Below are 23,567 nucleotides of genomic sequence, written 5' to 3'. Positions count from 1 at the left end.
CCTCCAGACGCCGTGTTTTGATTTTCTGATGTCGTAAGGTTGCCGATCATCGGTTTGTCATACGCAGGGTTTACTGCGGACATCCACGGTTCTGGCGTTCCTGACGGGCGCGATCCAGAACGACGTTCGAGGCGTTCGGGAAATTGTCGATCAGGTGACCAAACGCCGTGCAGGCATCTTCGTTCTTGCCGAGATTGGCCAGCGACATGCCGAGCTTCAGCAGGTTATCGGGTGCCTTGGTGCTGTCGGGGTAGGTCTGGAAACCTTCGGTAAAGGCGATGGCTGCATTTTCATACTGGCCGCGCACATAATAGGTTTCACCCAGCCAGTATTGCGCATTGCCCGCCAGCGGATCGTTCGGATGGTTGCTGACGAAACTGCCCAGCGCCTGTTCGGCGGCCTGGAAATCCTGTTTGCGCAGAAGGCCAAAGGCCTCGCGGTATTGTTCTTCAGGCGTGCCGGTGGTTGCCGCCGCACTCTGAGTTGGCGCGGATGCGCTGGATGCGGCAGTCCCGCTCGGAATTTGCGGCGGCTGGCCTTCGCTTTCAATCACACCAAACAGCTGGGTGCCACGGTCATTCAGGGGCTCACCCGAACCGGCAGCGGCCGGTGCGTTGTTGGCGGCAGTGTTATTGGCAGCCGTGCCAGCAGCAAGCGGTGCATTTGCGCCACTGGTCGCAACGCCGCCACTTTCAAGCTGGTTAAGGCGGAAATCAATATCGGCCACCAGACGTTCCAGACGGTCTTCCATCTTGCGAATGCGGTAGTCGAATTCTTCAAGCTGACCGGTCAGTTGGGTGGTCGTGCGTTCCAGTGCGCTGATCTGGACCTGTTGGCGTGCGGCAGCCGGGGTTGCAGCCCCGCCGCCATCACCACCCCTGACAGCGGCCTGTGCGGCGTCACCGGTGCCTTCGCGATAGACATAACGCTGCAAAAGATCGAGGTCCTTGCGCAATTGTTCTACCTGACGCGACATGTTGGCGTCTTGCGCGTGAACCGGCTGGGACCCGAGTGATGTCATGCCAAACACAGCTCCGACGGCAAGAGCCATCAGGATGTTGCGGTTCTTTGGCGAAATGGCGGATCGAACGCGGATCATTTTCGGGTCCTTTTTCGTCAATTCAGTCTTTGAAGGTTCACTATGGAAATACCTGTCGTGACTTTCAAACATTTTCAGGCGGCAAAAATAAGGCGCCTGCCCCAAACGGGACAGGCGCCTTGATCTTCAAGTCAGGCTTTCACCTGCACGCGCTTAACGGATAACCGATACAGAGCGGCGGTTTTTACCCCAGCTTTCTTCGTCATGGCCAAGAGAAACCGGGCGCTCTTTACCATAAGAAATGGTCTCGATGCGCGACGGGTCGATGCCCAGAGCGATCAGGTAATCTTTGACCGAGTTCGCGCGGCGTTCGCCGAGTGCAAGGTTGTATTCACGGGTGCCGCGCTCGTCGGCATGACCTTCAACAACAACTTTGTACTGCGGATATTTCTTCAGCCAAGCAGCCTGCAGTTCGAGGGTGCGACGTGCTTCACCGGCAAGATCGTATTTGTCGAAACCAAAGAAGACGCGGTCACCAACGTTGACAGCGAACCACTCAGGGCTGCTTTCAGCCAAAGAAGTCGAAGTCGAGGCGCTGGAAGAAGTGCTTGCACCGTCGCCACCAGTGGTTGCCGTGCTATCAGGTGCAGTTTCACAAGCAGCCAGAAGAGCGGCAGCAGCAAAAACGCTCAGAATACGAAGTTTCATTTAAGTTTTCCCCTTAACACCGGACGCATTCGCCCGAGGTTGGTGTTTTCCATGTCTCGCGACACCGAAAATGCCCGCGATTAAAGCGAATCGCATTCAGTGCTTCGCGATGACTATACTCTTGAGATATCAGGGAATCAAGGGCGACCATGCAGGATCCGACCCATCCGCCGGTGTAACGATCTCTCGCTCGTTATAACCGGTAAGATCAATCGAATACAAACGATAGCGATCCTTGGTCCCGTCCCTGGACGGGTGCTGGCGGTAGTACATCAAAACTCGACCGTTCGGTGCCCATGTTGGTCCCTCAACGAGGTAACCCTCGGCCAGCAGCCTTTCTCCACTGCCGTCTGGCCGCATGACGCCGATATAATAACGACCTCCTTCGGATTTGGTGAATGCGATCAGGTCTCCGCGCGGCGACCAGACCGGGGTGGCATAACGTCCACCACCGAAGCTGATGCGCTGTACGCCCCCACCATCGGCATTCATCACATAAAGTTGTTGTGCCCCACTGCGGTCGGAGTTGAACGCAATGCGAGACCCGTCCGGAGAATAGGAAGGCGAGGTATCCACGGCCGGATGGCGCGTCAGTTGACGCTTTTCACGCGTGCGCAGGTCCAGTCCATAAATTTCACTGTTCCCGTCAAGCGCTTGTGACATCACAACCGAGTTCCCGTCTGGCGCGAATCGGGGCGCAAAGGTCATCCCCGGAAAATCACCCAGCAATTCCAACTCACCGGTATCAATATCCAAAACATAAACGCGCGGCTTGTCGTTAAAGTACGACATATAAACCACTTCCTGTGCCGTCGGCGAGAAGCGCGGGTTCAGCACGAGGAACCGTCCATCGGAAAGGAACCGGTGGTTTGCACCGTCCTGATCCATGATGGCCAGTCGTTTGGTCCGGTTATCGGCCGGACCGGATTCCGAGACGTAGACAACGCGCGTATCGAAATAGCCGGTTTCACCGGTGATACGTTTGTAAATCTCGTCCGCAATCTTGTGGGCAATCCGACGCCAGTTGTTTGGCTGCGTACGATACGCAACGCCAGACATCTGGGTTTCAGCCAAAACATCCCACAGGCGGAATTCAACACGCAGAAGACCATTTGGTTCGGTCACAACACGACCGTTCACCAGGGCCTGCGCATTGATGGCCCGCCATTCGGCAAAGTTCGGGTTCACCGCCAATGATGCAGCACTCTGAATGAATGCCTTTTCATCAATCGGTGCAAACAGGCCCGAACGTTCGAGATCTGCGGCAATCACCTGGGTCATGTTCTGACCGATCTCGGTTTCGGCAACGCCTTCGCCCGGGAAGCGGGTGACGGCAATTGGCATCGGCTTCAATTCGCCCCGGGTAATATCAATCCGGAGTTCCGCCTTTGCCGGCGACATGAACCCGACATTCAGGCCAGCGACAACGGCAAGGGCGCACAGTGCCGCGACACTGCCTTTAGCCCAAAATCGTTTTATTGCGTTGGTCTTGATCGTCATCCTGCCTCGCTATTTTCCACGCGTGTTCAAGAACTTGGTCGTTAAAGGCCCAGCATTTCACGCATGTCAAAATTGAACGTGAATGTGCGCCACATTTCGTATTTATCCAGCGGCAGTTTTAGAGGACTGCATTGCGGATTTAGCACTGCTCGAAGCGCGCTTTCTGCAATCGTACGGCGGGAAGTGTCGCCCTGGATTTCGTTCAGATTGCTAATCCGCGCCAAACGGACGGTTCCGTCCGGGTTTGCGCTGACATGAATTTCAACCGCAAAGTTGCCCGCTTCCTTGGCCCCGGCCGGGGGGCTCCAGCATTTTTCGATCTGACGTTTTACGGCATCAAGCTCGCTCATGGTCAGATTGGCATCAAGCCTGGTCGCCACAACCTCGCTGGCATTTTCTTCCGGCGTTTCGTCTGGCTGCTGCTCCGGCGTGGCTTCTGCCGTTTCCTTAAGCTTGCTGACATCCTTAAGAACGCTCATGAGATCGCGTTTCTTCGGCTCTTCCTTTTTCGGCTCCGGCTTTTTGACCGGTTCCGGTTTCGGCGGCGTCGGCTTGGATTCCGGCTTTACAGCGGCAAGCTCCGTCGGCTCCGGTTTTGTCTCAGGCTCTTTTTTAACGTCTGGCGTCGGAACCGGTTCCGGCTTTGGTGTCGGTTTTGGCTCAGGCTTCGGCTCAGGCTTGGGCTCCGGTTTTGGTTCGGGCTTCGGCTCTGGCTTGGGTTCCGGCTTTGGTTCCGGTTTCGGCTCAGGTTTTGGCTCTGGCTTGGGTTCCGGCTTCGGGGTCGGCTTTGGTTTCGGTTCCTCTTTGGGTTCCGGTTTTGGCAAAGCCTTGGTCGGGGCAGCAGAAAATTCATCCACTGTCACGACTTCAACCGAAATGGACTGCAATTCCAACGGTGTTTCATCAAACAGATCGGGCAGCCCAAGCCACGCCACCAGAAACAGGACAGCGTGCAGACCAAGCGATATGAGAGCGTAACGCAGCATGATTCGTTTACGAACCCTTTGCCGGCAATTCGGCGATCAGGGCGACTTTGGTGAAACCGGCATCCTTGATCAGGCCCATGACTTCCATCACACGACCATAATCAATCGTCTTGTCACCGCGGACAAAGATGCGGGTATCGGCCTTGTTGTCGGTAATGGCGGCAAGCTTTTCGGTCAGGGTGTCCTGCGCGATTTCGCTATCCATGATGTAGATCGTGCCTTCGGCAGAGACCGACACCACCAGCGGCTCATCCTGACCGGTCATCGGTGCGGCACTGGTTTCCGGCAGATCAACCTCGACCCCGACTGTCATCAGCGGGGCTGCGACCATGAAGATCACCAGCAACACCAGCATGACGTCGACCATCGGGGTGACGTTGATGTCACTCATCGCTGCCCGCCGGTTACTCCGGCGACCGCGACGGCGTCCTCCGCCTGATTTGGCAAGCTGTGCGCCCATAATCAGTCTCTCGTGTCGTCAAGTTGGCGCGAAAGGATCGAGGAGAACTCGTCCACGAAAGCTTCGAGGCGGTTGCTGTAACGGTTCAGGTCGCTGGAAATCTTGTTATAGGCAACCACAGCCGGGATCGCAGCAACAAGGCCCATGGCCGTTGCAAAAAGGGCCTCGGCAATGCCCGGCGCGACAACCGCAAGCGAGGTATTCTTTGATGCCGCGATCGACTGGAACGAAACCATGATGCCCCAGACCGTGCCGAACAGACCAACAAACGGTGCGGTCGAACCAACCGATGCCAGGAAGGTCATATACCGTTCCACCCGGTCCATTTCACGACCAAGGGTAATTTCCATGGATTTTTCTAGGCGCTGCTGAAGGCGGGCACGCATGGTGTCGCCATGGACACCCTTTGCGTTCGAACGACGCCATTCACGCATGGCCGAAACAAAGATGGCTGACATCGGATCGCGCGGCTTGTCAGCGATACGATCATACAGATCTTCAAGTGATCCACCCGACCAGAAGGCTTCTTCGAAGGTGTTAGCCTGGGCGCGCAATTTGCGCAGTCGCAGGATTTTCTCGAAGACAATCGCCCAAACCCAGACAGAAGCCAGCAAAAGACCGATCATCACTGTTTTGACGACCAGCCCAGCCTGCATGAAAAGTCCCCACAGAGACATATCATGTGCCATGACCGACTGCCCCAGCGTTACCGCGTCGACCACTTGATTTTCCATATTCCCGTCAGTCCTTTGTCACATCAAGACAACTATTAAATACTGTTCTTAGTTCGTCGGGCAGACGTTGTGCCCGAAGTTCTTCCAACGACATGCAGGCGAGATAAATCTCGATCACCACCAGTTCGTCGTCGCCCCGCATAATCTTTTGTTCAAAACCAAGCGATGCACCCCCAACCTTGATCACCCGGCTTTCGACCGTAATACGGTCTTCCAAAAGGGCCGGACGTCGAAAGTCGAGCGTACACTGTCGAACGGCTATGGCAACTTTGTGGCGTTCTGCAATATTTCGATTGGTAAAGCCCAACAGGTTAAGCATCGCTGAACGTGCCCGCTCGGCGAACGCCAAATAGTCGGCGTGATAGACGACGCCACCGGCATCTGTGTTCTCGTAATAGACAATCAGCGGATAGATATGCCGCTTGCCTTCGAAGCGGCCAAGAATGGCGTCGTGATCTTGTTGAGCCATCAGGATTCTTCCCCCGCCTGCCCGTCAAACAGATCGGAAAGCGGCATCCCGCCCGCCTGGCGTGGCGGGGTCAGACCAAGATGCTTGAAGCCCTTAACGCCCAGCATGCGCCCGCGCGGGGTACGCTGGATCAGGCCCTGTTGCAGCAGATAAGGCTCGATCACGTCTTCGATGGTATCGCGCTCTTCGGACAGGGCGGCGGCCAAGGTATCGACCCCGACCGGACCACCGCCATAGTTGCTGGCGATACAATTAAGGTATCGTCTGTCCTGGCTATCAAGACCAAGGTTATCTACCTCAAGCCGGGTCAGGGCCGCATCGGCAATGAATTTATCGACCGGCGATTTTTCCGCCACGGCCGCGAAATCACGTACGCGACGCAACAAGCGACCGGCAATACGCGGCGTGCCGCGTGACCGACGGGCGATTTCCATCGCACCTTCTTCGGTCATGTCGAAATTCAAAAGCCGCGCACCACGGGCAACGATGCTGACCAGTTCTTCGGGCTCATAGAACCGCAACCGAAGCGGAATACCAAAACGATCCCGCAATGGCGTGGTCAGAAGACCCGAACGCGTGGTGGCACCCACCAAAGTAAAGGGTGGCAAATCAATCCGGACAGAGCGCGCAGCCGGCCCTTCACCGATGATCAGATCAAGCTGGAAGTCTTCCATTGCCGGATAAAGGATTTCCTCCACCGCCGGGTTCAGACGATGAATTTCATCAATGAACAAAACATCGCGCGGCTGCAGGTTGGTCAGAAGAGCTGCAAGATCACCGGCCTTGGCAATCACCGGGCCGGATGTTGCGCGAAAGCCAACACCAAGTTCACTGGCAACGATTTGCGAAAGCGTGGTTTTGCCAAGTCCCGGCGGGCCAAAGAACAGGACATGGTCCATGGCTTCTTCGCGCGCACTGGCTGCCTTGATGAAGACATCAAGGTTTTCACGGACTTCTTTCTGGCCGGTAAAATCGTCAAGCCGACGGGGACGCAGCGATCCATCCTGATGATCTTCTTCGCGGCGCTCACCACTGAGCAGACGGTCTTCTTCTTCGCTCACGCGCTAAGCTCCTTTAGTCCCAGACGGATGAGGGTATCGATCGACTTGTCGTCGCCCGCCTGCTGGGCGGCCTTGCCCACCGCACCAAATGCTTCCGACCGGCCATAGCCAAGATTGACCAAAGCCGATACCGCGTCTGCCAAAACGACGCTATCATCTACAACCGGTTCGGTTGGCGCGTTGTCGATGCTCACATCTGTGGTGGCCTTGGCTGACTTCTTGGATTTTGCAGCTGGCTTTGCCTCTTCTATTGCCGGGGTTGCCGGGGCCGCAACCGGGCCAAGGTTCAGTTTTGCGGCCTTGTCTTTAAGTTCGCCAACAATACGGGTTGCGACCTTGGGGCCGATTCCCGGTGCGCGGCACAATGCCGTGGTATCCTGGGCGGCCAGTGCGCGCAAAAGATCGGTCGGGGTCAGAACCGACAACAACGCCAGCGCGACTTTTGCGCCGACACCCTGAACGGTGGTGAGCAGTGCAAACCATTGCTTTTCGGCGTTATCGGCAAAACCATACAGATGAATGTGATCTTCGCGGACATGGGTTTCGATCATCAGGCCAGCATCGCCGCCCTTTGGCGGCAACATCGAAAGCGTGCGGCGCGATGCAAAAACAAGATAGCCCACGCCGTTGACATCGATAATGACGCTGTCTTCGCCGATGAAATCCACAATTCCGCGCAGTTTGGCGATCACCTGTATTTTCTCCCGTTTCGTGTTGAGTGTGCTGCCATCGAATTGGCCAGCGACCGGTTCCCGGCATGTTGCGCGTGGCATATGGCAACCGCAAGGGCGTCTGCGGCGTCCGGCCCGGCAATGTCACATCCCGGCAGAAGGGTTGAAACCATCATTTCGACCTGCTGTTTGGCAGCATGACCGGCACCAACCACAGTCTTTTTGACGGCATTGGGTGTATATTCCGTTACCGGAATGCCACTGCGCGCAGGTGCAAGCAATGCAACACCACGCGCCTGACCCAGTTTCAGGGTCGAAACCGGGTTTTTATTGACGAACGTTTCTTCAACCGCGGCCTCGTCGGGTGTCCAGATCCGGATCACTTCGATCAGGCCGGTGTGCAGTTGATCAAGGCGTTCGGCAAGGGTCAATGACTGGGTGGACGTCACCACGCCATTGGCAACATGGCGCATACGATTGTTATCGAGGTCAATGACGCCCCAACCGGTTCGTTGCAGACCGGGATCAATCCCGAGCACTCTGACCACTACATCCCCCAAAAAAGCGGGTTCCAGATACAAAACACCCGCCATTCAAAAGCGAAAGGCGGGTGTTGGCAAATATTAATTAGTTATCGAGACCAGCGACGATTTCGTCGGTCCAGTTAACGTTGGTCCAGACATTCTGGACGTCGTCGTTATCTTCAAGCACATCGACAAGTTTCATGATGCTTTGCGCCTGTTCGACCGAAATGTCGGCTTCGGTGGTGGCGCGGAAGACCAGCTTTGCGCTTTCCGGATCGCCGAATTTTTCGGTCAGGGCTTCGCGCACAGCGTTGAGGTCTTCGATCTCGGTGTCGATGACGTGGCTCTGATCATCGGACTCCGCATTGGCAGCACCGGCTTCAAGGGCTGCTTCGAAGATTTCGTCAGCATCGGCCTTGTCGATCGGATAGACGATTTCGCCGACACGGTTGAACATGAAGCCGACCGAACCGGTTTCACCAAGGTTGCCACCATGCTTGGTAAAGGCAGCACGCACTTCGGATGCGGTACGGTTACGGTTGTCGGTCAGTGCTTCGACGATGACGGCAACACCAGCGGTGCCATAACCCTCGTAGCGGACTTCTTCGTAGTTATCACCCTCGCCTGCACCGGTCGCCTTTTTGATGGCGCGATCGATGTTGTCCTTGGGCATGTTCTGGGCACGGGCCGCAGAAATCGCCGCACGCAGACGCGGGTTGCTGTCGATATCTTCGCTGATTTTCGCGGCAACAGTGATTTCACGCGCGAGTTTGGTGAAGATCTTGGCGCGCTTTTTATCCTGCGCACCTTTGCGGTGCATGATGTTCTTAAATTGGGAATGGCCGGCCATAACCTGTAACCTGTCGTCAATGAATTCGAAGTGGAACGGTATCGGGTGATACCACGCCGGTCATACGGGCGTTCCCTGACAGACCAGCCCGTCCGGGCATGTGCAGGATGACACATTCATATCTGCGACATACGCGAACGAAAATTTCGACCGCTCCTATATCCTGTTTACCCAGCAAGGTCCAGCCATGCTTGGCGAGATCGCCAAATATCGGGCGTAAGGGTCAGGTTTTTGGAGATCAATGCACGGAAATCATGATCAACCTATCCGGGGATAGTCGTGCACTATACGCGGATAGATGTTGCAGACGTCTTGATATTCTTTCATTAATGTTCTCTGGTGTAGATATTAAACTAAAGCAGAATACTCTCTAGGGCCAAGCTGTCGCCTAACGCAGGACTGCATATGATCCTGCGGTGCCAGAAACAACCGGAATGGACAAAGAAGCCATACGGAAACAGCCAGGAAAAAAGGTTAGATAGAATGGGAACTAAATTCGGGGTCCAAAGCAAACTTTTGATATCGTTTGCTGTGGTCGGATTGATGGCAGTGATCTCTGCCATTGTCGGTGCTATTTCCTTCAATCAGTTCGGTAGTGCGCTTAATACCATTACCGAAGAAAAGCTTCCGCCGATTGCCGCGGCTCAGTCACTGGCAACCGGAAGTGCCGAAATTGTCGCCATTGCGCCACGCATCGTGGCCGCCGCCAATCCGGAAGAAGAAACCGCGATTAACGATGAGCTTGCGGTTCGTCTTGAAGAGCTTAGTGTCCGCATCGCCGAAATTGAGGCGACCGGCTTTATGCCCGCGGTAATTGCAAGCATCAACGACAATCGCGCCCTGCTTGAGGACAACCTCAAACAGCTGCACGACGTGACCCAGGAACGTTTCCAGATCAGCGACGAAAAAGCCGCGAAACTCGAAGAGTTCCAGAATCTGGCGAAACGGTATGGTGACACCTTAAAGCCGGTGCTGTCCTATACCCAGAACGACATCGCCCAAGGCAGCGAATTCGCCGCGTCCTTTGAAGAAGATCCTTCAAAGAAATACAGCGCGGACAAAGAAGAAATTCTTGCGTCCTTCCAGAAGTTCGCATCAGCGATCGAGACGCGCACGCCGATCCTTGATATCGAGCGTCTCGGTTCTGCCGCATCAAACATGATCATTTCCAGCACCACGGAAACCCAGGCGGTCCGCCTGTCGATCATTCCGGTGCGTATTCGCGGAACGTACACCGATGCGCTGAGCAAGCTTGATGAGCTTGATAACGATCGCCTCAAGGCATTCTATGTCGATCTGATCGACAAGATGCAGAAACTGTCGGTTGGTGAAGGCAGCCTGCCAGACCTTCGCAAACGTGAACTTGAGGCCACCGAACAAAGCCAGGCGCTGGTTGTGCAGAGTGGCGAATATGCCAACGCAATGCGTAACAGCGTTGCCGAACTGGTTGCCGGTCTGAATGCAGAAGTCAATGATGCCGCCGCCCAGGCGAAGGTCGTCGAGAAACAGAGCCTGACCGCCCTGTTTGTTGTCGCCGTCGCAGCCATCATTATCTCGCTTGCGATTTATGTGCTGTATGTGCGTGGCAACGTTCTGCGCCGCCTTGGTGGTTTGCAGAAAACCATGGTTCAGCTTGCTGATGGCAACCTTGATGTCGTCGTGCCGTCCAAGGGCAATGACGAAATCAGTGCCATGGGCCGTGCAGTTGATGTCTTTAAGGACAACGCCCTTAAGGTCCAGGCCATGCAGGCCGAGGAAGAACGCCTTAACCATGAACGCAACGAAGCACTTCGTGATGAGTTGCTGGCACTGGCCGACACCCTGCAGAACGAAGTTGAAAGTGCCGTGAACGAAATCGCGGCTCTTGGTGATCAGCTTCAGGGCGTTTCCGGTCAGATGACGTCAAGTGCGGAACTGGTTTCGGGCCAGACCGAAGAAGTTGCAAGCTCAGCCCAGGAAGCAACCGGCAACGTTGAAACTGTTGCTGCTGCGACCGAACAGCTGTCGGCATCGAATGCGGAAATCAACCGTCAGATGGCGGAATCGACCCGTATCTCGAACGAAGCATCCAACCGTGCACAGGAAACCAACGAACTTGTGGTCAGCCTGTCGCAGTCTGCAGACCGCATTGGCGAAGTGATCGCCCTGATCACCGACATTGCCGAGCAGACCAACCTTCTGGCACTTAACGCCACCATCGAGGCGGCACGTGCCGGGGATGCAGGCAAGGGCTTTGCGGTTGTTGCCGCCGAGGTCAAAAACCTTGCCAACCAGACGGAAAAAGCCACCGAGGAAATTTCTGGCCAGATTTCGGGCATTCAGAAAGCCACCGGTGAGTCCGTCAATGCCATCGGCGATATCGGCCGTATCATTGAAAACATCAATGAGATCGCGACCACCATCTCGGCTGCGGTCGAGGAACAGGGTGCCGCCACCGACGAGATCACGCGCAACGTGCGCGGGGCTGCGGATCGCACGCGTTCTGTTTCGGCCTCGATCAACGAGGTTGCCAATGAAACCAGCAAGACAGGCGAACTGTCCAGTCAGGTTCTGGCAACTGCACAGGATGCATCGCAGAAGGTCGAAAACCTGCGTTCGCGGATCAACGGCATTCTGGATGATCTGCGCAAACAGGCACATGATCGCGCAGCGTCCTGATCACAGGCAAAACTTGATGACAAAAGGCCCGCCATTGGCGGGCCTTTTTGTTTGGCGGTCACATTGAAAGCAGCCTCTTTCGGTCCGAAATAAAGTGCAGTCGCTGCGAAAAGCCACTTTGCGCAATCCTGAATTTGATACAGCCGTACAGGTTTGGCCGAAAATTCATGATCCCGATGCGAGTCCTGTGCTATATCGGAGAACAATAATAATAGATCAGGCCCCAAATTCCCCGAGATCCTTTCAGGGTCGGATATCGGGTATTCCCCAAAGTGGCTTGGCTGGGAACAAACGTTCAGACGACGTACATACATGCGTCGGCACCACATGTGGCGACGCTTGTCTCTTTGGTCTACGGGGTAGGTTTAATTATGGGTTTAAGTTTCAAGCGCGGCGCAAAGCCGTCATCGTCAAAAAAGAAAAACTCAACAAAGACGAACAAAGCAGGGCTTGGCGTACGTGAAAAGTTGGCGGGTGCCTTCTTTCTTGTCGGTCTGATTGCAATCCTGGCTGCGGCCGTATCGGTCTTCTCTTTTACCAAATTCGGCAACCAGCTTGACACGATTGCCTACGAGCAACTTCCGCCAATGTTTGCTGCCCAGCAGCTTGCAACAACCAGTGCGAAAATTGTGGCCTCCGCACCACGCATTATCGCGGCATCCACCGTTGAAGAAGAACAGGCGGTCAAGGCTGACCTTGATGTGATGCTTGCGAACTTGCAGGAAAATCTTGCGGTGCTGAGCCAGTCCGGCCTTCCGGAAGAAACGCTGTCGGTGATCGAGACCAATGGCCAAAGCCTTGCTGAGTCGCTTCAGGAACTCCATGACACGACGATTGAACGTTTCGAGGTCGCAGGCCAACTTTCGGATTCCCTTGCCAAGTTCCAGCAACTGACCGGCAAATACAACTCGATGATCCAGCCGATCCTGTCGGCATCCCAAACCAAAATCACCGAAGTCACCAGTCAGGTTCATGACCTGCGTCAGGCCGGCGCCTTCTTGACCGATGAACAGGAAGCCTCAACCAAGGGACTTCTGTTCAAACTTGATGAATTGATGGCCGCCCAAGCCCCGATCCTGCAACTTGCGAATAGTGGTGCTGAAATCAGCAATACCGTTCTGTCCGCTGCATCATCGAATGATCGGATGCAACTTCGCATTATGGGTGTTCAGGTCCGTGGGGCGGTTGGTGTTGTTGCCAATACCATCAATGAACTTGAGAACGAGAAGCTCAAGAAATTCTATGAAGGCCTGCTTGGCGATATCAAAAAGCTGTCAATGGGCCGCAAAAGCATTTCTTCGCTTCGCAGCGAAGAACTTAAGCTGGCCGATGACCAGATCGACATCGTTGAAGACAGTGCGGAATTTGCCGCCGCGATGGAAGATGGTGTGAACGCGCTTGTCGCCGATCTTCAATCCGGCGTCGACAAATCAGCCGACACCGCAAGCACCCTGACCCAGCAAAGCTCGATGGTGATGTACGGCGTTGGTGCCGCGGCGATCATTATCCCGCTTCTGATCTATCTGGTTTATGTGCGTGGCAACCTGTTGCGTCGTCTTGCCGGTCTTCAGAAATCGATGATTTCGCTGGCTGATGGCGATCTTGACGCGGCCGTTCCATCAGGGGGCAGTGACGAGATTTCTGCCATGGGCCGTGCGGTTGATGTGTTCAAGGCAAACGCGATCAAGGTCCGCGACATGCAGGCCGAGGAAGAGCGCCTGAACCGTGAACGCAACGAGGCACTGCGCGATGAATTGCTGTCACTTGCCGACACCCTTCAGGGTGAAGTCGAAAGTGCGGTGACTGAAATCGCCACCCTTGCCGAACAGCTTCAAGGCGTATCAGGTCAGATGACCGACAGTGCCGAACTGGTGTCAGGTCAGAGTGACGAGGTGTCGAAATCGGCCGATGAAGCCACCGGCAATGTCGAAACCGTTGCCTCGGCTACCGAGCAGCTTTCAAGCTCGAACGCGGAGATTAACCGTCAGATGGCGGAAACCACGCGTATTTCGAACGAAGCCGCGCAACGCGCGCAACATACCAACGAACTGGTCAACAGCCTGTCGCAATCGGCAAGCCGCATTGGCGAGGTGATCGCACTGATCACCGACATTGCCGAGCAGACCAACCTTCTGGCCCTGAACGCCACCATCGAGGCGGCACGTGCCGGCGATGCCGGCAAGGGCTTTGCGGTTGTCGCGGCAGAGGTCAAAAACCTTGCCAACCAGACCGAAAAGGCGACCGAGGAAATCTCGGGCCAGATTTCCGGCATTCAGAAAGCAACCGGTGAATCTGTCACCGCCATTGGCGAGATCGGCTCGATCATTGACAGCCTCAATGAAATTGCCACGACGATTTCGGCCGCAGTCGAGCAGCAAGGGGCCGCAACCGACGAAATCACGCGCAACGTGCGTGGTGCGGCGGACCGAACGCGCGCTGTGTCGGCATCGATTGCCGAGGTCGCCAATGAAACCGGTCGCACCGGCCAGCTGTCTGGTGAAGTTCTGAACACGTCGCGTTCGGCATCCGAGAAAGTCAGTGAACTGCGCACGCGCATTACAGTCATCCTTGATGATCTGCGTCAGCAGGCACGTGATCGCGCGGCGTAATTTGCAACCAACATATGAAACGACAAAGGCCCGTCATCTGGCGGGCCTTTTTCTTTGATCGGGTGAAAGTCACCTTGGCGTCAGGCGCTGGGCCAGCTGCCTTTAAGGCGGCCACCGATACGCACCGCTTCAATCCGCTTTGCCAACCCGGTCTTGTCGTCTGTCTCAACGTAAACGCCACAGACCGTTGCCGGCCCCTCTGCCGGTTCGAACCGGCCGGACGGCATCTTGGTGATGAATTTACGAACCGAGTTTTCTTTTTTCATGCCAATGACGGAATCAAAATCGCCGCACATGCCAACATCGGTCTGATAGCCGGTACCATTTGGCAGGATCTGCGCATCGGCAGTCGGCACGTGGGTGTGGGTTCCCAGCACAAGCGACGCCCGCCCATCACAATGATGGCCAAACGCCATTTTTTCCGACGTGGTTTCGGCGTGGAAATCGACGATCACGGCATCGACATTCTTGCCAAGCTTATGCTTGTTAAACAGCTTGTCAGCGCCTTGGAACGGGCAGGACAACGGGTCCATGAACAGACGGCCCATCATGTTAATCACGCAGACCTTCTTGCCCGACTTGGTCTTGAAGACATAATCGCCGTTGCCCGGCGTCCCATCGGGGAAGTTCCAGGGACGCAGCAGTTTTTCATCTTCGTCGATATAGGCGATGATTTCGCGCTGATCCCAGACATGATTGCCCGTGGTCAGGACATCTGCACCGGCGTCATAGAATTCCTTGCAGATTTTTGCCGTGACGCCAAAGCCGTGCGCTGCGTTTTCGACATTCACCACCGCGATATCAACCGACAACCGATCACGTAGCATCGGGAGCGCTTCAAGCGCTGCCTTGCGACCGGACTGCCCCAGAACGTCGCCAAGATGAAGTAAACGCATTGTGCTTCCTGTATTGCGTCAGCCAGCAGGCAGACATGTTTCGTTTAATGCACCCTGCCCCGGGACGCATGACCGGCATCACGAAATGGAAAAGGGATTTTTAGCAGAATAAGCGGGAGCCACCACTGCCGTTGGCCATTTGGTAATTCCTCGTGACCTGCGAGTGCAGGTGGGCGCCGTATAACGAGACCACGGCCTCGACAGGGACAGCTCCCTAGAGAAATGAGCATCGGCCCCGGGAATTAGCGAACCTGACGAACAGGGCAGCTCCCTTGTGCTGGGTTCTTGATCGCCGCGAACGACGCATCGCAAACTGTCAGCGACCGGAACTTAGTCCTCGACCAGCTGAATTTCAAGTAGATTGCATGAATTCAGCCCGTGATCAGGCCAGCCATGCAGCAGACAACAGTCGCCTGATCAGCCTTTGCCAAGACGATCGGCAAGCACCTCGACCCGTTCGGCCATGCTTTCGATATTTTCTGCCAGTGCGTCACCTTCGGCGGCGGACAGGCTGCCGTCCTCTGCAACCGCCGGGCTTTGGCCGGTATTGAGTTTTTCCTGTGCCATGCCGAGCTCGTCGGCAATCAGAAGGCTTGTCATGACCAGCAGACGCTGTTCACCGATCTGGCCCACCGCGTCGGAGATTTCCTTGACCCGCTCGTCGACATAGCTGGCAAGCGCGTGAATGCGTTCTTCCTGGCCGTCGTCACATGCGATGTCGTAGCTGCGACCGTTAATACGAATGGAAACCTGTGCCATGAATTATGCCTGTTTCTTTGCGGGTTCTTCATCAAGGACGAGTTTGAGCTGATCAACAGCGCCATCAAGGCGGTTTGAAACCGTTTCGGTGGTGCGGCAAAGCCGGTCGTAATCTTCGCGCAGTGCCGAAAGTTGCCCGCGCAGGGTTTCGACCTCTGCCGTGTCAGCGTCTGTAGCCTGGCTTTTGGCTTCGATTGCCGACTCCGCAGCCGTTTCCAGACGTTCCAATGCTGCTTTCAGCCGATCACTTGCCTGTTGCAACCGCGACATAACCCTACCCGAATGTTTGCTGTTTACCCAAAGAACGCAGACATTGATTGTCTGCGGCGACTCATCGAAAACCGATCTGACCTGTCGAAGATGTCATGATCATGGCTGATTTAACATCACAGATTCCGATCAACAACCGTTTTGGCCCGGCGAAGTCAAACCGCGTCAACGATGCCCGATCCCCTGCCCGTGTTCAAAACATAGAACTGGCGCGCTAAACTGGTCAACAGTACGGCCAATCTGTGATGGCGAAGGGCGGCGTGGTTAATCTGAATCAAGATAACATGGCAGATTTTCGATAGAAGCGGTTGACGTATGCCCCCTGTAAGGGCATCTTCCGCGCGAATTCCGTTAATAAATGGAAAAGTGTTTTCATCGCCCGACCGCGAAACCCCCAGGAACCGCATCACATGACGACGCAAGTAGAACACAACCGCATGGCCAATGCCATCCGCTTCCTCTCGGCAGACGCTGTTGAGAAGGCCAAATCCGGTCACCCGGGCATGCCGATGGGCATGGCAGACGTTGCGACTGTTCTTTATACCAAATTCTTGAAATTCGATCCGAAGCACCCGAACTGGCCGGACCGCGACCGTTTCATCCTGTCCGCAGGTCACGGTTCGATGCTTCTTTATTCGCTTCTGCACCTGACCGGTTACGAAGACTTCGATCTTGATCAGATCAAGAATTTCCGTCAGATGGGCTACCGCACCGCGGGCCATCCGGAATACGGCCACGGCGAAGGCATTGAAACCACCACCGGCCCGCTGGGTCAGGGTATTGCGACCTCGGTCGGTTTCGCCCTTGGCGAGCGCATCATGAATGCCCGCTTCGGTGACAGCGTTGTTGATCACTACACCTATGTGATTGCCGGTGACGGTTGCCTGATGGAAGGTATTTCGCAGGAAGCCATTTCGATGGCCGGTCACATGAAACTGTCGAAACTCATCGTTCTGTTCGATGACAACGGCATTTCGATTGATGGCCCGACCTCGCTTTCGACCTCCGAAGATCACAAGAAGCGCTTTGAAGCTGCTGGCTGGGACGTTCAGCAGATCGACGGCCACGATCCGGTCGCGATCGAAGCCGCGATTGCCAAAGCCAAAACCACCAACACTCCGTCGATGATTGCCTGCAAAACCGAAATTGGTTTTGGCGCACCGACCAAAGGTGGCACCTCGGCAACGCATGGCTCCCCGCTTGGTGCTGAAGAACTTGCTGGTGCACGCAAGAAACTCGGCTGGGATTCCGAGCCGTTTGAAATCCCGGCAGATGTCCGTGACGCATGGCTTTCAGCAGGCGCGCGCGGTGCCGAGGACTTCAATGCCTGGGGTTCGCGTTTCGAAGGTCTGGAAGCAGCCCTGAAAGACGAGTTCGAGCGCCGCATCGAAGGCAAGCTTCCGGAAAACTGGATCGAAGCCTTCAACGACTACAAAAAGCAGATCACCGAAGACAAGCCGAAGGTCGCAACCCGTAAGGCTTCCGAGAATGTTCTCGAAGTGCTGACCAAGGCGATCCCGGAAATGATCGGCGGCTCTGCCGACCTGACCGGGTCGAACAACACCAAGACCAGTGTTCAGGCGCCGATCACCGCTGATGGCGGTTATGAAGGTGGTTACATCTATTACGGTATCCGTGAGCACGGCATGGCAGCAGCCATGAACGGTCTGGCACTGCATGGTGGCGTTCTGCCTTATGGCGGTACCTTCCTGGTGTTCACCGACTATTGCCGCCCGGCGATCCGTCTTTCGGCGCTGATGAACCAGCGCGTTGTTTACGTCATGACCCATGATTCCATCGGTCTTGGCGAAGACGGCCCGACTCACCAGCCGGTCGAACATGTTGCGTCGCTTCGCGCCATGCCGAACGTGACCGTGATCCGTCCGGCCGATGCGGTTGAAACTGCCGAAGCATGGGCAATGTCGATCACCAACGAAACCGGCCCGACCGTTCTGGCACTGACCCGTCAGAACCTGCCGGTTCTGCGCACCGAATACCGCGAAGACAACCTTGTCGCGCGCGGCGGTTATGTGATTTCCGATTGCGATGGTGATCGTCAGGTCACCCTGATCGCGACCGGTTCGGAAGTCGAGATCGCAATGGACGCGCAGGCGAAACTCAAAGCAGATGGCATCAAGGCCGCTGTTGTTTCCCTGCCGAGCTGGGAACTGTTTGACGCCCAGTCGCCGGAATACCGCAAGGACGTTCTGGGCAGCGCACCGCGCGTTGCCATCGAGGCGCTTTCGGTCTTTGGCTGGGAAAAATATGTTGGCGATAACGGCAAGGTTATCGGCATGCACGGATTTGGTGCCTCGGCACCGGCCCCGGTCCTTTACGAGCATTTCGGCATCACCGCCGACGCGCTGGTCAAAGCGGCCAAGGAACTGGTTTAATTTACAGGGCCGGATCGGTAACATGCCGATCCGGCTTTTTTTCTATGGGTTCTTTACCCTAAGCCGTGATTGATACTCCCCAGGTACCAATCATTATAATTTTGGAGGGATGAATGGCTATTCGCGTAGCGATTAATGGTTTTGGCCGTATCGGCCGTCTGGTTCTGCGTTCTATCGTTGAAAGCGGCCGCACCGACGTTGAAGTTGTTGCCATCAACGACCTGGGTGACGTCAACACCAACGCACATCTTCTGAAATATGATTCCGTTCATGGCGTTTTGGCCAATGACGTCAAAGCCGAAGGCGAAAACCTCGTCATCGATGGCAAGACGATCAAGGTTTGCTCCGAACGTGACCCGGCGAACCTGCCGTGGGCTGACCTCAAAGTTGACATCGCGTTTGAGTGCACCGGTATCTTCCTTGACGAAGCTGGTGCAGGCAAACACCTGACTGCCGGTGCCAAGCGCGTTCTGATTTCCGCCCCGGCAAAGGGCGACATCAAGACCGTTGTTTACGGTGTTAACTCCGACACCCTGACCGCTGATGACGTCATCGTTTCGAACGCATCCTGCACCACCAACTGCCTTGCACCGGTTGCAGATGTTCTCAACAAAACCGTTGGCATCACCAAGGGCTTCATGACCACCGTTCACGCCTTCACCGGCGACCAGAACACCGTGGACAGCCTGCATAAAGACCTGCGTCGTGCACGTGCGGCATCGCTTTCGATGATCCCGACCTCAACCGGTGCGGCCAAGGCTGTTGGCCTTGTTCTTCCGGAACTTAAAGGCAAGCTCGACGGTACCGCGATCCGCGTCCCTACCCCGAACGTTTCCATGGTTGACCTGACCTTCGTTGCTGGCCGTGACACCACGGTTGACGAAGTTAACGCAGCCATCAAGGAAGCTGCAAACGGCCCGCTCAAAGGCGTTCTTGGCGTTTGCGAAGCACCGCTGGTTTCGGTTGACTTCAACCACAACCCGAACAGCTCGACCTTTGATGCGACCCAGACCCAGGTCATGGACGGCAACTTCGTTCGTATCCTGTCCTGGTATGACAACGAGTGGGGCTTCTCCAACCGTATGAGCGACACCGCTGTCGCCATGGCGAAGTTCCTCTAAGCATCGCTTAGGTCCAGATTTCCGAAGTGCCCGAAGTTCTGCTTCGGGCACTTTTCTTTTGCCCGTCTTTCCGTCACTGTTGAGCCAACGAACAGAAAAGACAAACAGGAGCCCGGCCCGTGAGCCTTCTTTTCAAGGAACTTGATTACCGCCCGACACCGATGGGGGTGCTGAGTCTGCGTCGCCGACGTGAGCTTAGCCTTGATATCGATGTCTATGAAATCAAGCTTGATGAAGAATATCTGATGTCGAGCCTGTTTACCGATGCCGAGATTGCGCTGGCCGACCTTGGTCTGGCCGAACTTGATCGCGACAACCTTGATGTCGTCGTCGGCGGGCTTGGCCTTGGTTATACCGCCAAGGCCGCGCTTGATAATCCCAAGACCGGAAAGCTGACCGTGCTTGATACCCTGCCCGAAGTGATCGAATGGCATCAGCAAGGGTTGCTGCCGATGGGTGAGCAGCTTTCAAATGATCCACGCTGCGCACTGGTGCATGGCGATTTCTTTGGTGCGTCGCTTTCCGATACGCCGGGCATGAACCCGGATGCACCCGAGAAACTGCATGACGCCATCCTTTTGGATGTTGATCATTCGCCGGGCAATGTCCTGCATGAAGACCACAAGCGCCTTTACACCAAGGATGGTCTGGCCAAGCTTGCCGCCCATCTGGTGCCCGGCGGAATTTTCGCCCTGTGGTCAACCGAGCTGCCCGAACCGTGGTTTGAAGAAAACCTAAAATCCGCGTTCGAGACCATCCGGGCTGATGTCATTAAATTCAAACATCCGCTGATTGACCGTGAAGATATCAACACGGTCTATGTCGCGCGCACCAAGGCATAAGAACCACGCAAATGAGCCCCCTGCCCGATCCCGTCATTCGCATTCATAGCATTACCGGCGCCAGATCGGCCTGCCGGGTGATGGGGGATCGTGCCTTTGGGTTGCTGTCGCCGGAACATGCCGGACAAACGCACGGGGCACAGTGGTTTGCCGATCTGGTGATGCTGGTGCGTGAAGACTTCCCGGCATGTAATATCACGGCGATCCTTGATTGTCGTGGGAGGGTTTCTGGCGCGTTGGCCGCGATTGAGCTTGGCCTTGATGCCGTGATGGTCGATCCGATGCCCGAACCGCAGTTGGAAAACCTTCGGGATATGGCAGCCCAGACAAACCGTCTGGTCATGACAGAGTTCCCAGACAAAGATGTGATTTATCAGATGGCCGATGACCTGTTGCCCGATCATGAACTCGACAAGCGGTTGCTTGCACATCTTGCTCCGTAGCCTTGGCAATTGCCAAAACCAGCGTCAAAGGTTACATAACACGCAGGAAATCATCAGGAATTATCATCGTGAATTCAGACGAACTTGCCGGTCTTTATCTTCTGACCCCGCCGAAAATCGACCTTGCACCCTTTGGCGAGAAGCTGAAATCCGTGCTGGATACCGGTGCGGTTGATTGCCTGCAATTGCGCCTGAAGGATGTCAGCGATGATGAAATCCGCAAGGCGATTGATACCATCCTTCCGATGTGTACTGATCGTGACATTCCGCTGATCCTCAATGACCGTCCTGATATCGCCAAGAAATCGGGCTGTGACGGTGTGCATGTCGGCGAAGAAGACGCAAGTTACGACGAAGCACGCGCCATCATGGGCGAAGAACATATCGTCGGTGTGTCGTGCTATGACAGTCGCCACAAGGCGATGATCGTTGGTGACAAAGGGGCCGATTACGTCGCATTCGGAGCGTTTTATCCGACCGAAACCAAAGAAGCTAAAACCAGCGTCACCCCGGAAATCCTTGAAATCTGGACGACCTTTACCACGGTGCCCTGTGTGGCGATTGGTGGTATCACGGCAGATAATGTTGCGCCGCTTGTTTTGGCAGGTGCCGACTTCATTGCTGTCACCGGTGGCGTCTGGAACCATCCGGACGGGCCAGAGGCCGGTGCAAAGGCCATCAAGGCGGCGATTGCAGCAACCGAGATCTGATTTCTCTCGTTGGTCCAGCCATGCGCGAATGATGGGGCGTTATGCGCGCAAACCCGGATCAATCTGCTTGCAGCAAAACAGCCAAACTGGTAGGTAGAGCGCCTGAAATGGGGCGCTTGCCCCTTATTGCATTGTGAATCTGTGATCTGAAAGAACGGTTTGTGCCATGAAAATCAACGGCAACGAAATCCGTCCGGGTAACCTTATCGAACATAAAGGTGCCCTGTGGCGTGCAGTAAAATGCCAGGCTGTGAAGCCGGGTAAAGGCGGTGCTTTTAACCAGGTTGAACTCAAAGACATTCGTACCGGCACCAAGCTGAACGAGCGTTTCCGCGCTTCGGAAACCGTCGAAAAGGTTCGTCTTGAACAGAAAGAATACACCTATCTGTTCGCCGATGGTGACATGATCACCTTCATGGACAGCGAAACCTATGAACAGATCACAGTAAATGCCGACCTTGTTGGCGAAGCGGCTGTCTATCTTCAGGATGGTATGGTTGTGACCATCGAATCCTTCGAAGGTGAGCCGCTTGGTGTGACCCTTCCCGAGCATGTCGTCTTCCAGATTGTCGAAGCCGATGCGGTTGTCAAAGGTCAGACCCAGTCTTCTTCTTTCAAACCGGCTGTTCTTGAGAACGGTGTCCGTGTGATGGTGCCCCCGCATATTGAATCGGGTACGCGCATTGTCGTGAACACTGTTGAAGGCACCTATATCGAGCGTGCCAAGGACTAAGGGCGAACCCCGCCCTCTGGTTTTCATTTTAATTCAAACACCGGGAGATATGCCGTGCGAGGCGCCGCCCGTCGTTCTGCGAACATCAATGTGATGTACAAGGCTGTCGAAAAGGCAGCCTACGGACTGAAACGCGACTTCGGTGAAGTCGAAAACCTTCAGGTGTCGATGAAAGGCCCGGCAGATTTCGTATCTGCGGCTGATCACCGTGCCGAAAAACGCCTGCGTGAAGAGCTTGAGCGTTCCCGCCCCGGTTATGGCTTCCTTATGGAAGAAGGTGGCGAGATCAAGGGCACCGATCCTGAGCACCGCTGGATCATTGATCCGCTTGATGGCACCACCAACTTCCTGCATGGCATCCCGCATTTTGCGATTTCGGTTGCCCTGCAGAAGGGTGACGAAATCATTGCCGGCATGATCTATGACGTCGCCAAGGACGAATGCTTCTGGGCGGAAAAGGGCGTCGGTGCGTTTCTTGATAACCGCCGCCTGCGCGTTTCGGGCCGTCGTCGTCTGAACGAATGCGTTCTGGCCTGCGGTGTTCCGCACCTTGGTCACGGTGATCACGCGGTATTTGAAAAGCAGCTGCACTCGGTCATGGATCGTTGTGCCGGCGTGCGTCGTATGGGGGCTGCGGCCCTTGATATGGCGTATGTCGCAGCAGGTCGTTATGACGGTTATTGGGAATCCCATCTCAATGCGTGGGATATTGCAGCCGGGATCATCCTGATCTCCGAAGCTGGCGGTTATATCCGCGATGACAAAGGCGGCACCAACATGCTTGGTACCGGCAGCGTCGTTGCAGCCAATGACTATATCCAGCCGGTGCTGGCCAAAACGCTTAAAAAGGCAATCACGGGCTAACACCCGGCTTTTGTTACTGTTTTTTGAAAGGGGCGCTTCGCAATTTGCCGAAGCGCCCCATTTGCGTTTTCGGTCAAAGCGGTTGTCCATCATCTGTCTCTAAGCTATGGTGCTTGGGACTGTGCGGTCTGATTGCGGGCCCACGGACACCAAGGGGGGGCATTCGGAAAGTTTTGCGGGTGCCTAATGATCGACACAAAACTGTGTGAAATAGAACAACGTTACCAAACGATTTCAAACACAGGGTATTAAGGGGCCTGCGATTTG

The 23,567-nt window shown here is 55.4% G+C and carries 23 protein-coding genes and 1 other RNA gene; 9 read left to right on the top strand and 15 right to left on the bottom strand.

The annotated features are described in order from the left end of the window. Nucleotides 1-70 precede the first annotated feature (70 nt). From ybgF to AUQ41_RS06110, 11 genes are all read right to left on the bottom strand, one after another. Nucleotides 71-1,099 (bottom strand): tol-pal system protein YbgF, encoded by a 1,029-nt coding sequence (gene ybgF / locus AUQ41_RS06160; protein ID WP_063087188.1) that lies wholly within the window; start codon nucleotides 1,097-1,099, stop codon nucleotides 71-73. A gap of 153 nt (nucleotides 1,100-1,252) precedes the next feature. Beyond that, nucleotides 1,253-1,747: a peptidoglycan-associated lipoprotein Pal gene (gene pal / locus AUQ41_RS06155; protein ID WP_063087187.1), complete on the bottom strand. Its 495-nt coding sequence runs from the start codon at nucleotides 1,745-1,747 to the stop codon at nucleotides 1,253-1,255. A 129-nt stretch (nucleotides 1,748-1,876) separates the two neighbouring features. Beyond that, entirely contained in the window at nucleotides 1,877-3,247 is a 1,371-nt protein-coding gene (gene tolB, locus AUQ41_RS06150; RefSeq protein WP_063087186.1) for a Tol-Pal system beta propeller repeat protein TolB, read from the bottom strand. 41 nt (nucleotides 3,248-3,288) lie between these two features. Further along, complete coding sequence (locus AUQ41_RS06145) at nucleotides 3,289-4,233, bottom strand: hypothetical protein (protein ID WP_063087185.1); 945 nt, start codon at nucleotides 4,231-4,233, stop codon at nucleotides 3,289-3,291. 7 nt (nucleotides 4,234-4,240) lie between these two features. Then, a complete protein-coding gene (gene tolR, locus AUQ41_RS06140; protein WP_040824151.1) occupies nucleotides 4,241-4,693 on the bottom strand; it encodes a protein TolR in 453 nt (150 codons plus the stop codon). A 2-nt stretch (nucleotides 4,694-4,695) separates the two neighbouring features. After that, on the bottom strand, nucleotides 4,696-5,427 hold the full coding sequence (gene tolQ, locus AUQ41_RS06135) for a protein TolQ (RefSeq protein ID WP_008891378.1): 732 nt from the start codon (nucleotides 5,425-5,427) through the stop codon (nucleotides 4,696-4,698). 7 nt (nucleotides 5,428-5,434) lie between these two features. Then, nucleotides 5,435-5,896 carry a YbgC/FadM family acyl-CoA thioesterase gene (locus AUQ41_RS06130; protein ID WP_063087184.1) on the bottom strand — a complete coding sequence of 154 codons (462 nt, stop codon included), beginning with the start codon at nucleotides 5,894-5,896 and terminating at the stop codon, nucleotides 5,435-5,437. After that, on the bottom strand, nucleotides 5,896-6,957 hold the full coding sequence (gene ruvB / locus AUQ41_RS06125) for a Holliday junction branch migration DNA helicase RuvB (protein ID WP_008891376.1): 1,062 nt from the start codon (nucleotides 6,955-6,957) through the stop codon (nucleotides 5,896-5,898). Before ruvB ends, AUQ41_RS06130 begins: the two co-directional genes overlap by 1 nt. After that, nucleotides 6,954-7,649 (bottom strand): Holliday junction branch migration protein RuvA, encoded by a 696-nt coding sequence (gene ruvA, locus AUQ41_RS06120; protein ID WP_063087183.1) that lies wholly within the window; start codon nucleotides 7,647-7,649, stop codon nucleotides 6,954-6,956. The genes ruvB and ruvA overlap by 4 nt, the downstream gene beginning before the upstream one ends. Then, the gene (gene ruvC / locus AUQ41_RS06115; RefSeq protein WP_063087182.1) at nucleotides 7,646-8,221 is read right to left on the bottom strand and encodes a crossover junction endodeoxyribonuclease RuvC; all 576 of its coding nucleotides are present in this window, start codon (nucleotides 8,219-8,221) and stop codon (nucleotides 7,646-7,648) included. Before ruvC ends, ruvA begins: the two co-directional genes overlap by 4 nt. A gap of 34 nt (nucleotides 8,222-8,255) precedes the next feature. After that, entirely contained in the window at nucleotides 8,256-9,002 is a 747-nt protein-coding gene (locus tag AUQ41_RS06110; protein WP_063087181.1) for a YebC/PmpR family DNA-binding transcriptional regulator, read from the bottom strand. Between the two features lie 405 nt (nucleotides 9,003-9,407). On the opposite strand from AUQ41_RS06110, the gene AUQ41_RS06105 reads away from it, so the two are divergent. Then, complete coding sequence (locus AUQ41_RS06105; protein ID WP_338010119.1) at nucleotides 9,408-11,660, top strand: methyl-accepting chemotaxis protein; 2,253 nt, start codon at nucleotides 9,408-9,410, stop codon at nucleotides 11,658-11,660. A 371-nt stretch (nucleotides 11,661-12,031) separates the two neighbouring features. Next, on the top strand, nucleotides 12,032-14,269 hold the full coding sequence (locus AUQ41_RS06100; protein ID WP_063087180.1) for a methyl-accepting chemotaxis protein: 2,238 nt from the start codon (nucleotides 12,032-12,034) through the stop codon (nucleotides 14,267-14,269). Nucleotides 14,270-14,349: 80 nt separating this feature from the next. On the opposite strand, the gene AUQ41_RS06095 is transcribed toward AUQ41_RS06100, so the two are convergent. The 4 genes from AUQ41_RS06095 to AUQ41_RS06080 all read right to left on the bottom strand — a co-directional run bounded on the left by AUQ41_RS06095 (nucleotide 14,350) and on the right by AUQ41_RS06080 (nucleotide 16,194). Next, the gene (locus AUQ41_RS06095; protein ID WP_008891370.1) at nucleotides 14,350-15,165 is read right to left on the bottom strand and encodes a TIGR00282 family metallophosphoesterase; all 816 of its coding nucleotides are present in this window, start codon (nucleotides 15,163-15,165) and stop codon (nucleotides 14,350-14,352) included. Between the two features lie 112 nt (nucleotides 15,166-15,277). Further along, nucleotides 15,278-15,438: non-coding RNA, 6S RNA (gene ssrS, locus AUQ41_RS06090), on the bottom strand. A gap of 144 nt (nucleotides 15,439-15,582) precedes the next feature. Further along, the gene (locus tag AUQ41_RS06085; RefSeq protein WP_063087179.1) at nucleotides 15,583-15,924 is read right to left on the bottom strand and encodes a cell division protein ZapA; all 342 of its coding nucleotides are present in this window, start codon (nucleotides 15,922-15,924) and stop codon (nucleotides 15,583-15,585) included. Between the two features lie 3 nt (nucleotides 15,925-15,927). Continuing rightward, a complete protein-coding gene (locus tag AUQ41_RS06080) occupies nucleotides 15,928-16,194 on the bottom strand; it encodes a hypothetical protein (protein WP_063087178.1) in 267 nt (88 codons plus the stop codon). Nucleotides 16,195-16,604: 410 nt separating this feature from the next. On the opposite strand from AUQ41_RS06080, the gene tkt reads away from it, so the two are divergent. From tkt to AUQ41_RS06045, 7 genes are all read left to right on the top strand, one after another. After that, on the top strand, nucleotides 16,605-18,587 hold the full coding sequence (tkt, locus tag AUQ41_RS06075; RefSeq protein WP_063087177.1) for a transketolase: 1,983 nt from the start codon (nucleotides 16,605-16,607) through the stop codon (nucleotides 18,585-18,587). A 113-nt stretch (nucleotides 18,588-18,700) separates the two neighbouring features. Further along, nucleotides 18,701-19,708 carry a type I glyceraldehyde-3-phosphate dehydrogenase gene (gene gap, locus AUQ41_RS06070; protein ID WP_063087176.1) on the top strand — a complete coding sequence of 336 codons (1,008 nt, stop codon included), beginning with the start codon at nucleotides 18,701-18,703 and terminating at the stop codon, nucleotides 19,706-19,708. A gap of 119 nt (nucleotides 19,709-19,827) precedes the next feature. Then, nucleotides 19,828-20,550: a hypothetical protein gene (locus tag AUQ41_RS06065; RefSeq protein WP_063087175.1), complete on the top strand. Its 723-nt coding sequence runs from the start codon at nucleotides 19,828-19,830 to the stop codon at nucleotides 20,548-20,550. A gap of 11 nt (nucleotides 20,551-20,561) precedes the next feature. Next, a complete protein-coding gene (locus AUQ41_RS06060) occupies nucleotides 20,562-20,993 on the top strand; it encodes a hypothetical protein (protein ID WP_063087174.1) in 432 nt (143 codons plus the stop codon). A 68-nt stretch (nucleotides 20,994-21,061) separates the two neighbouring features. Further along, nucleotides 21,062-21,703, top strand: coding sequence for a thiamine phosphate synthase (gene thiE / locus AUQ41_RS06055; RefSeq protein ID WP_063087173.1), 642 nt, complete (start codon nucleotides 21,062-21,064; stop codon nucleotides 21,701-21,703). A 166-nt stretch (nucleotides 21,704-21,869) separates the two neighbouring features. After that, nucleotides 21,870-22,436, top strand: coding sequence for an elongation factor P (efp, locus tag AUQ41_RS06050; RefSeq protein ID WP_008891362.1), 567 nt, complete (start codon nucleotides 21,870-21,872; stop codon nucleotides 22,434-22,436). Nucleotides 22,437-22,490: 54 nt separating this feature from the next. Further along, the gene (locus AUQ41_RS06045) at nucleotides 22,491-23,300 is read left to right on the top strand and encodes an inositol monophosphatase family protein (RefSeq protein WP_197145227.1); all 810 of its coding nucleotides are present in this window, start codon (nucleotides 22,491-22,493) and stop codon (nucleotides 23,298-23,300) included. The last annotated feature ends 267 nt before the right edge of the window (nucleotides 23,301-23,567 follow it).

It is taken from the genome of Thalassospira sp. MCCC 1A02898 (assembly GCF_001618185.1).
In the GTDB taxonomy this organism is placed as follows: domain Bacteria; phylum Pseudomonadota; class Alphaproteobacteria; order Rhodospirillales; family Thalassospiraceae; genus Thalassospira; species Thalassospira tepidiphila.
Note: the sequence above shows the minus strand (reverse complement) of the source record. Positions and strands in the feature narration are given on the sequence as shown.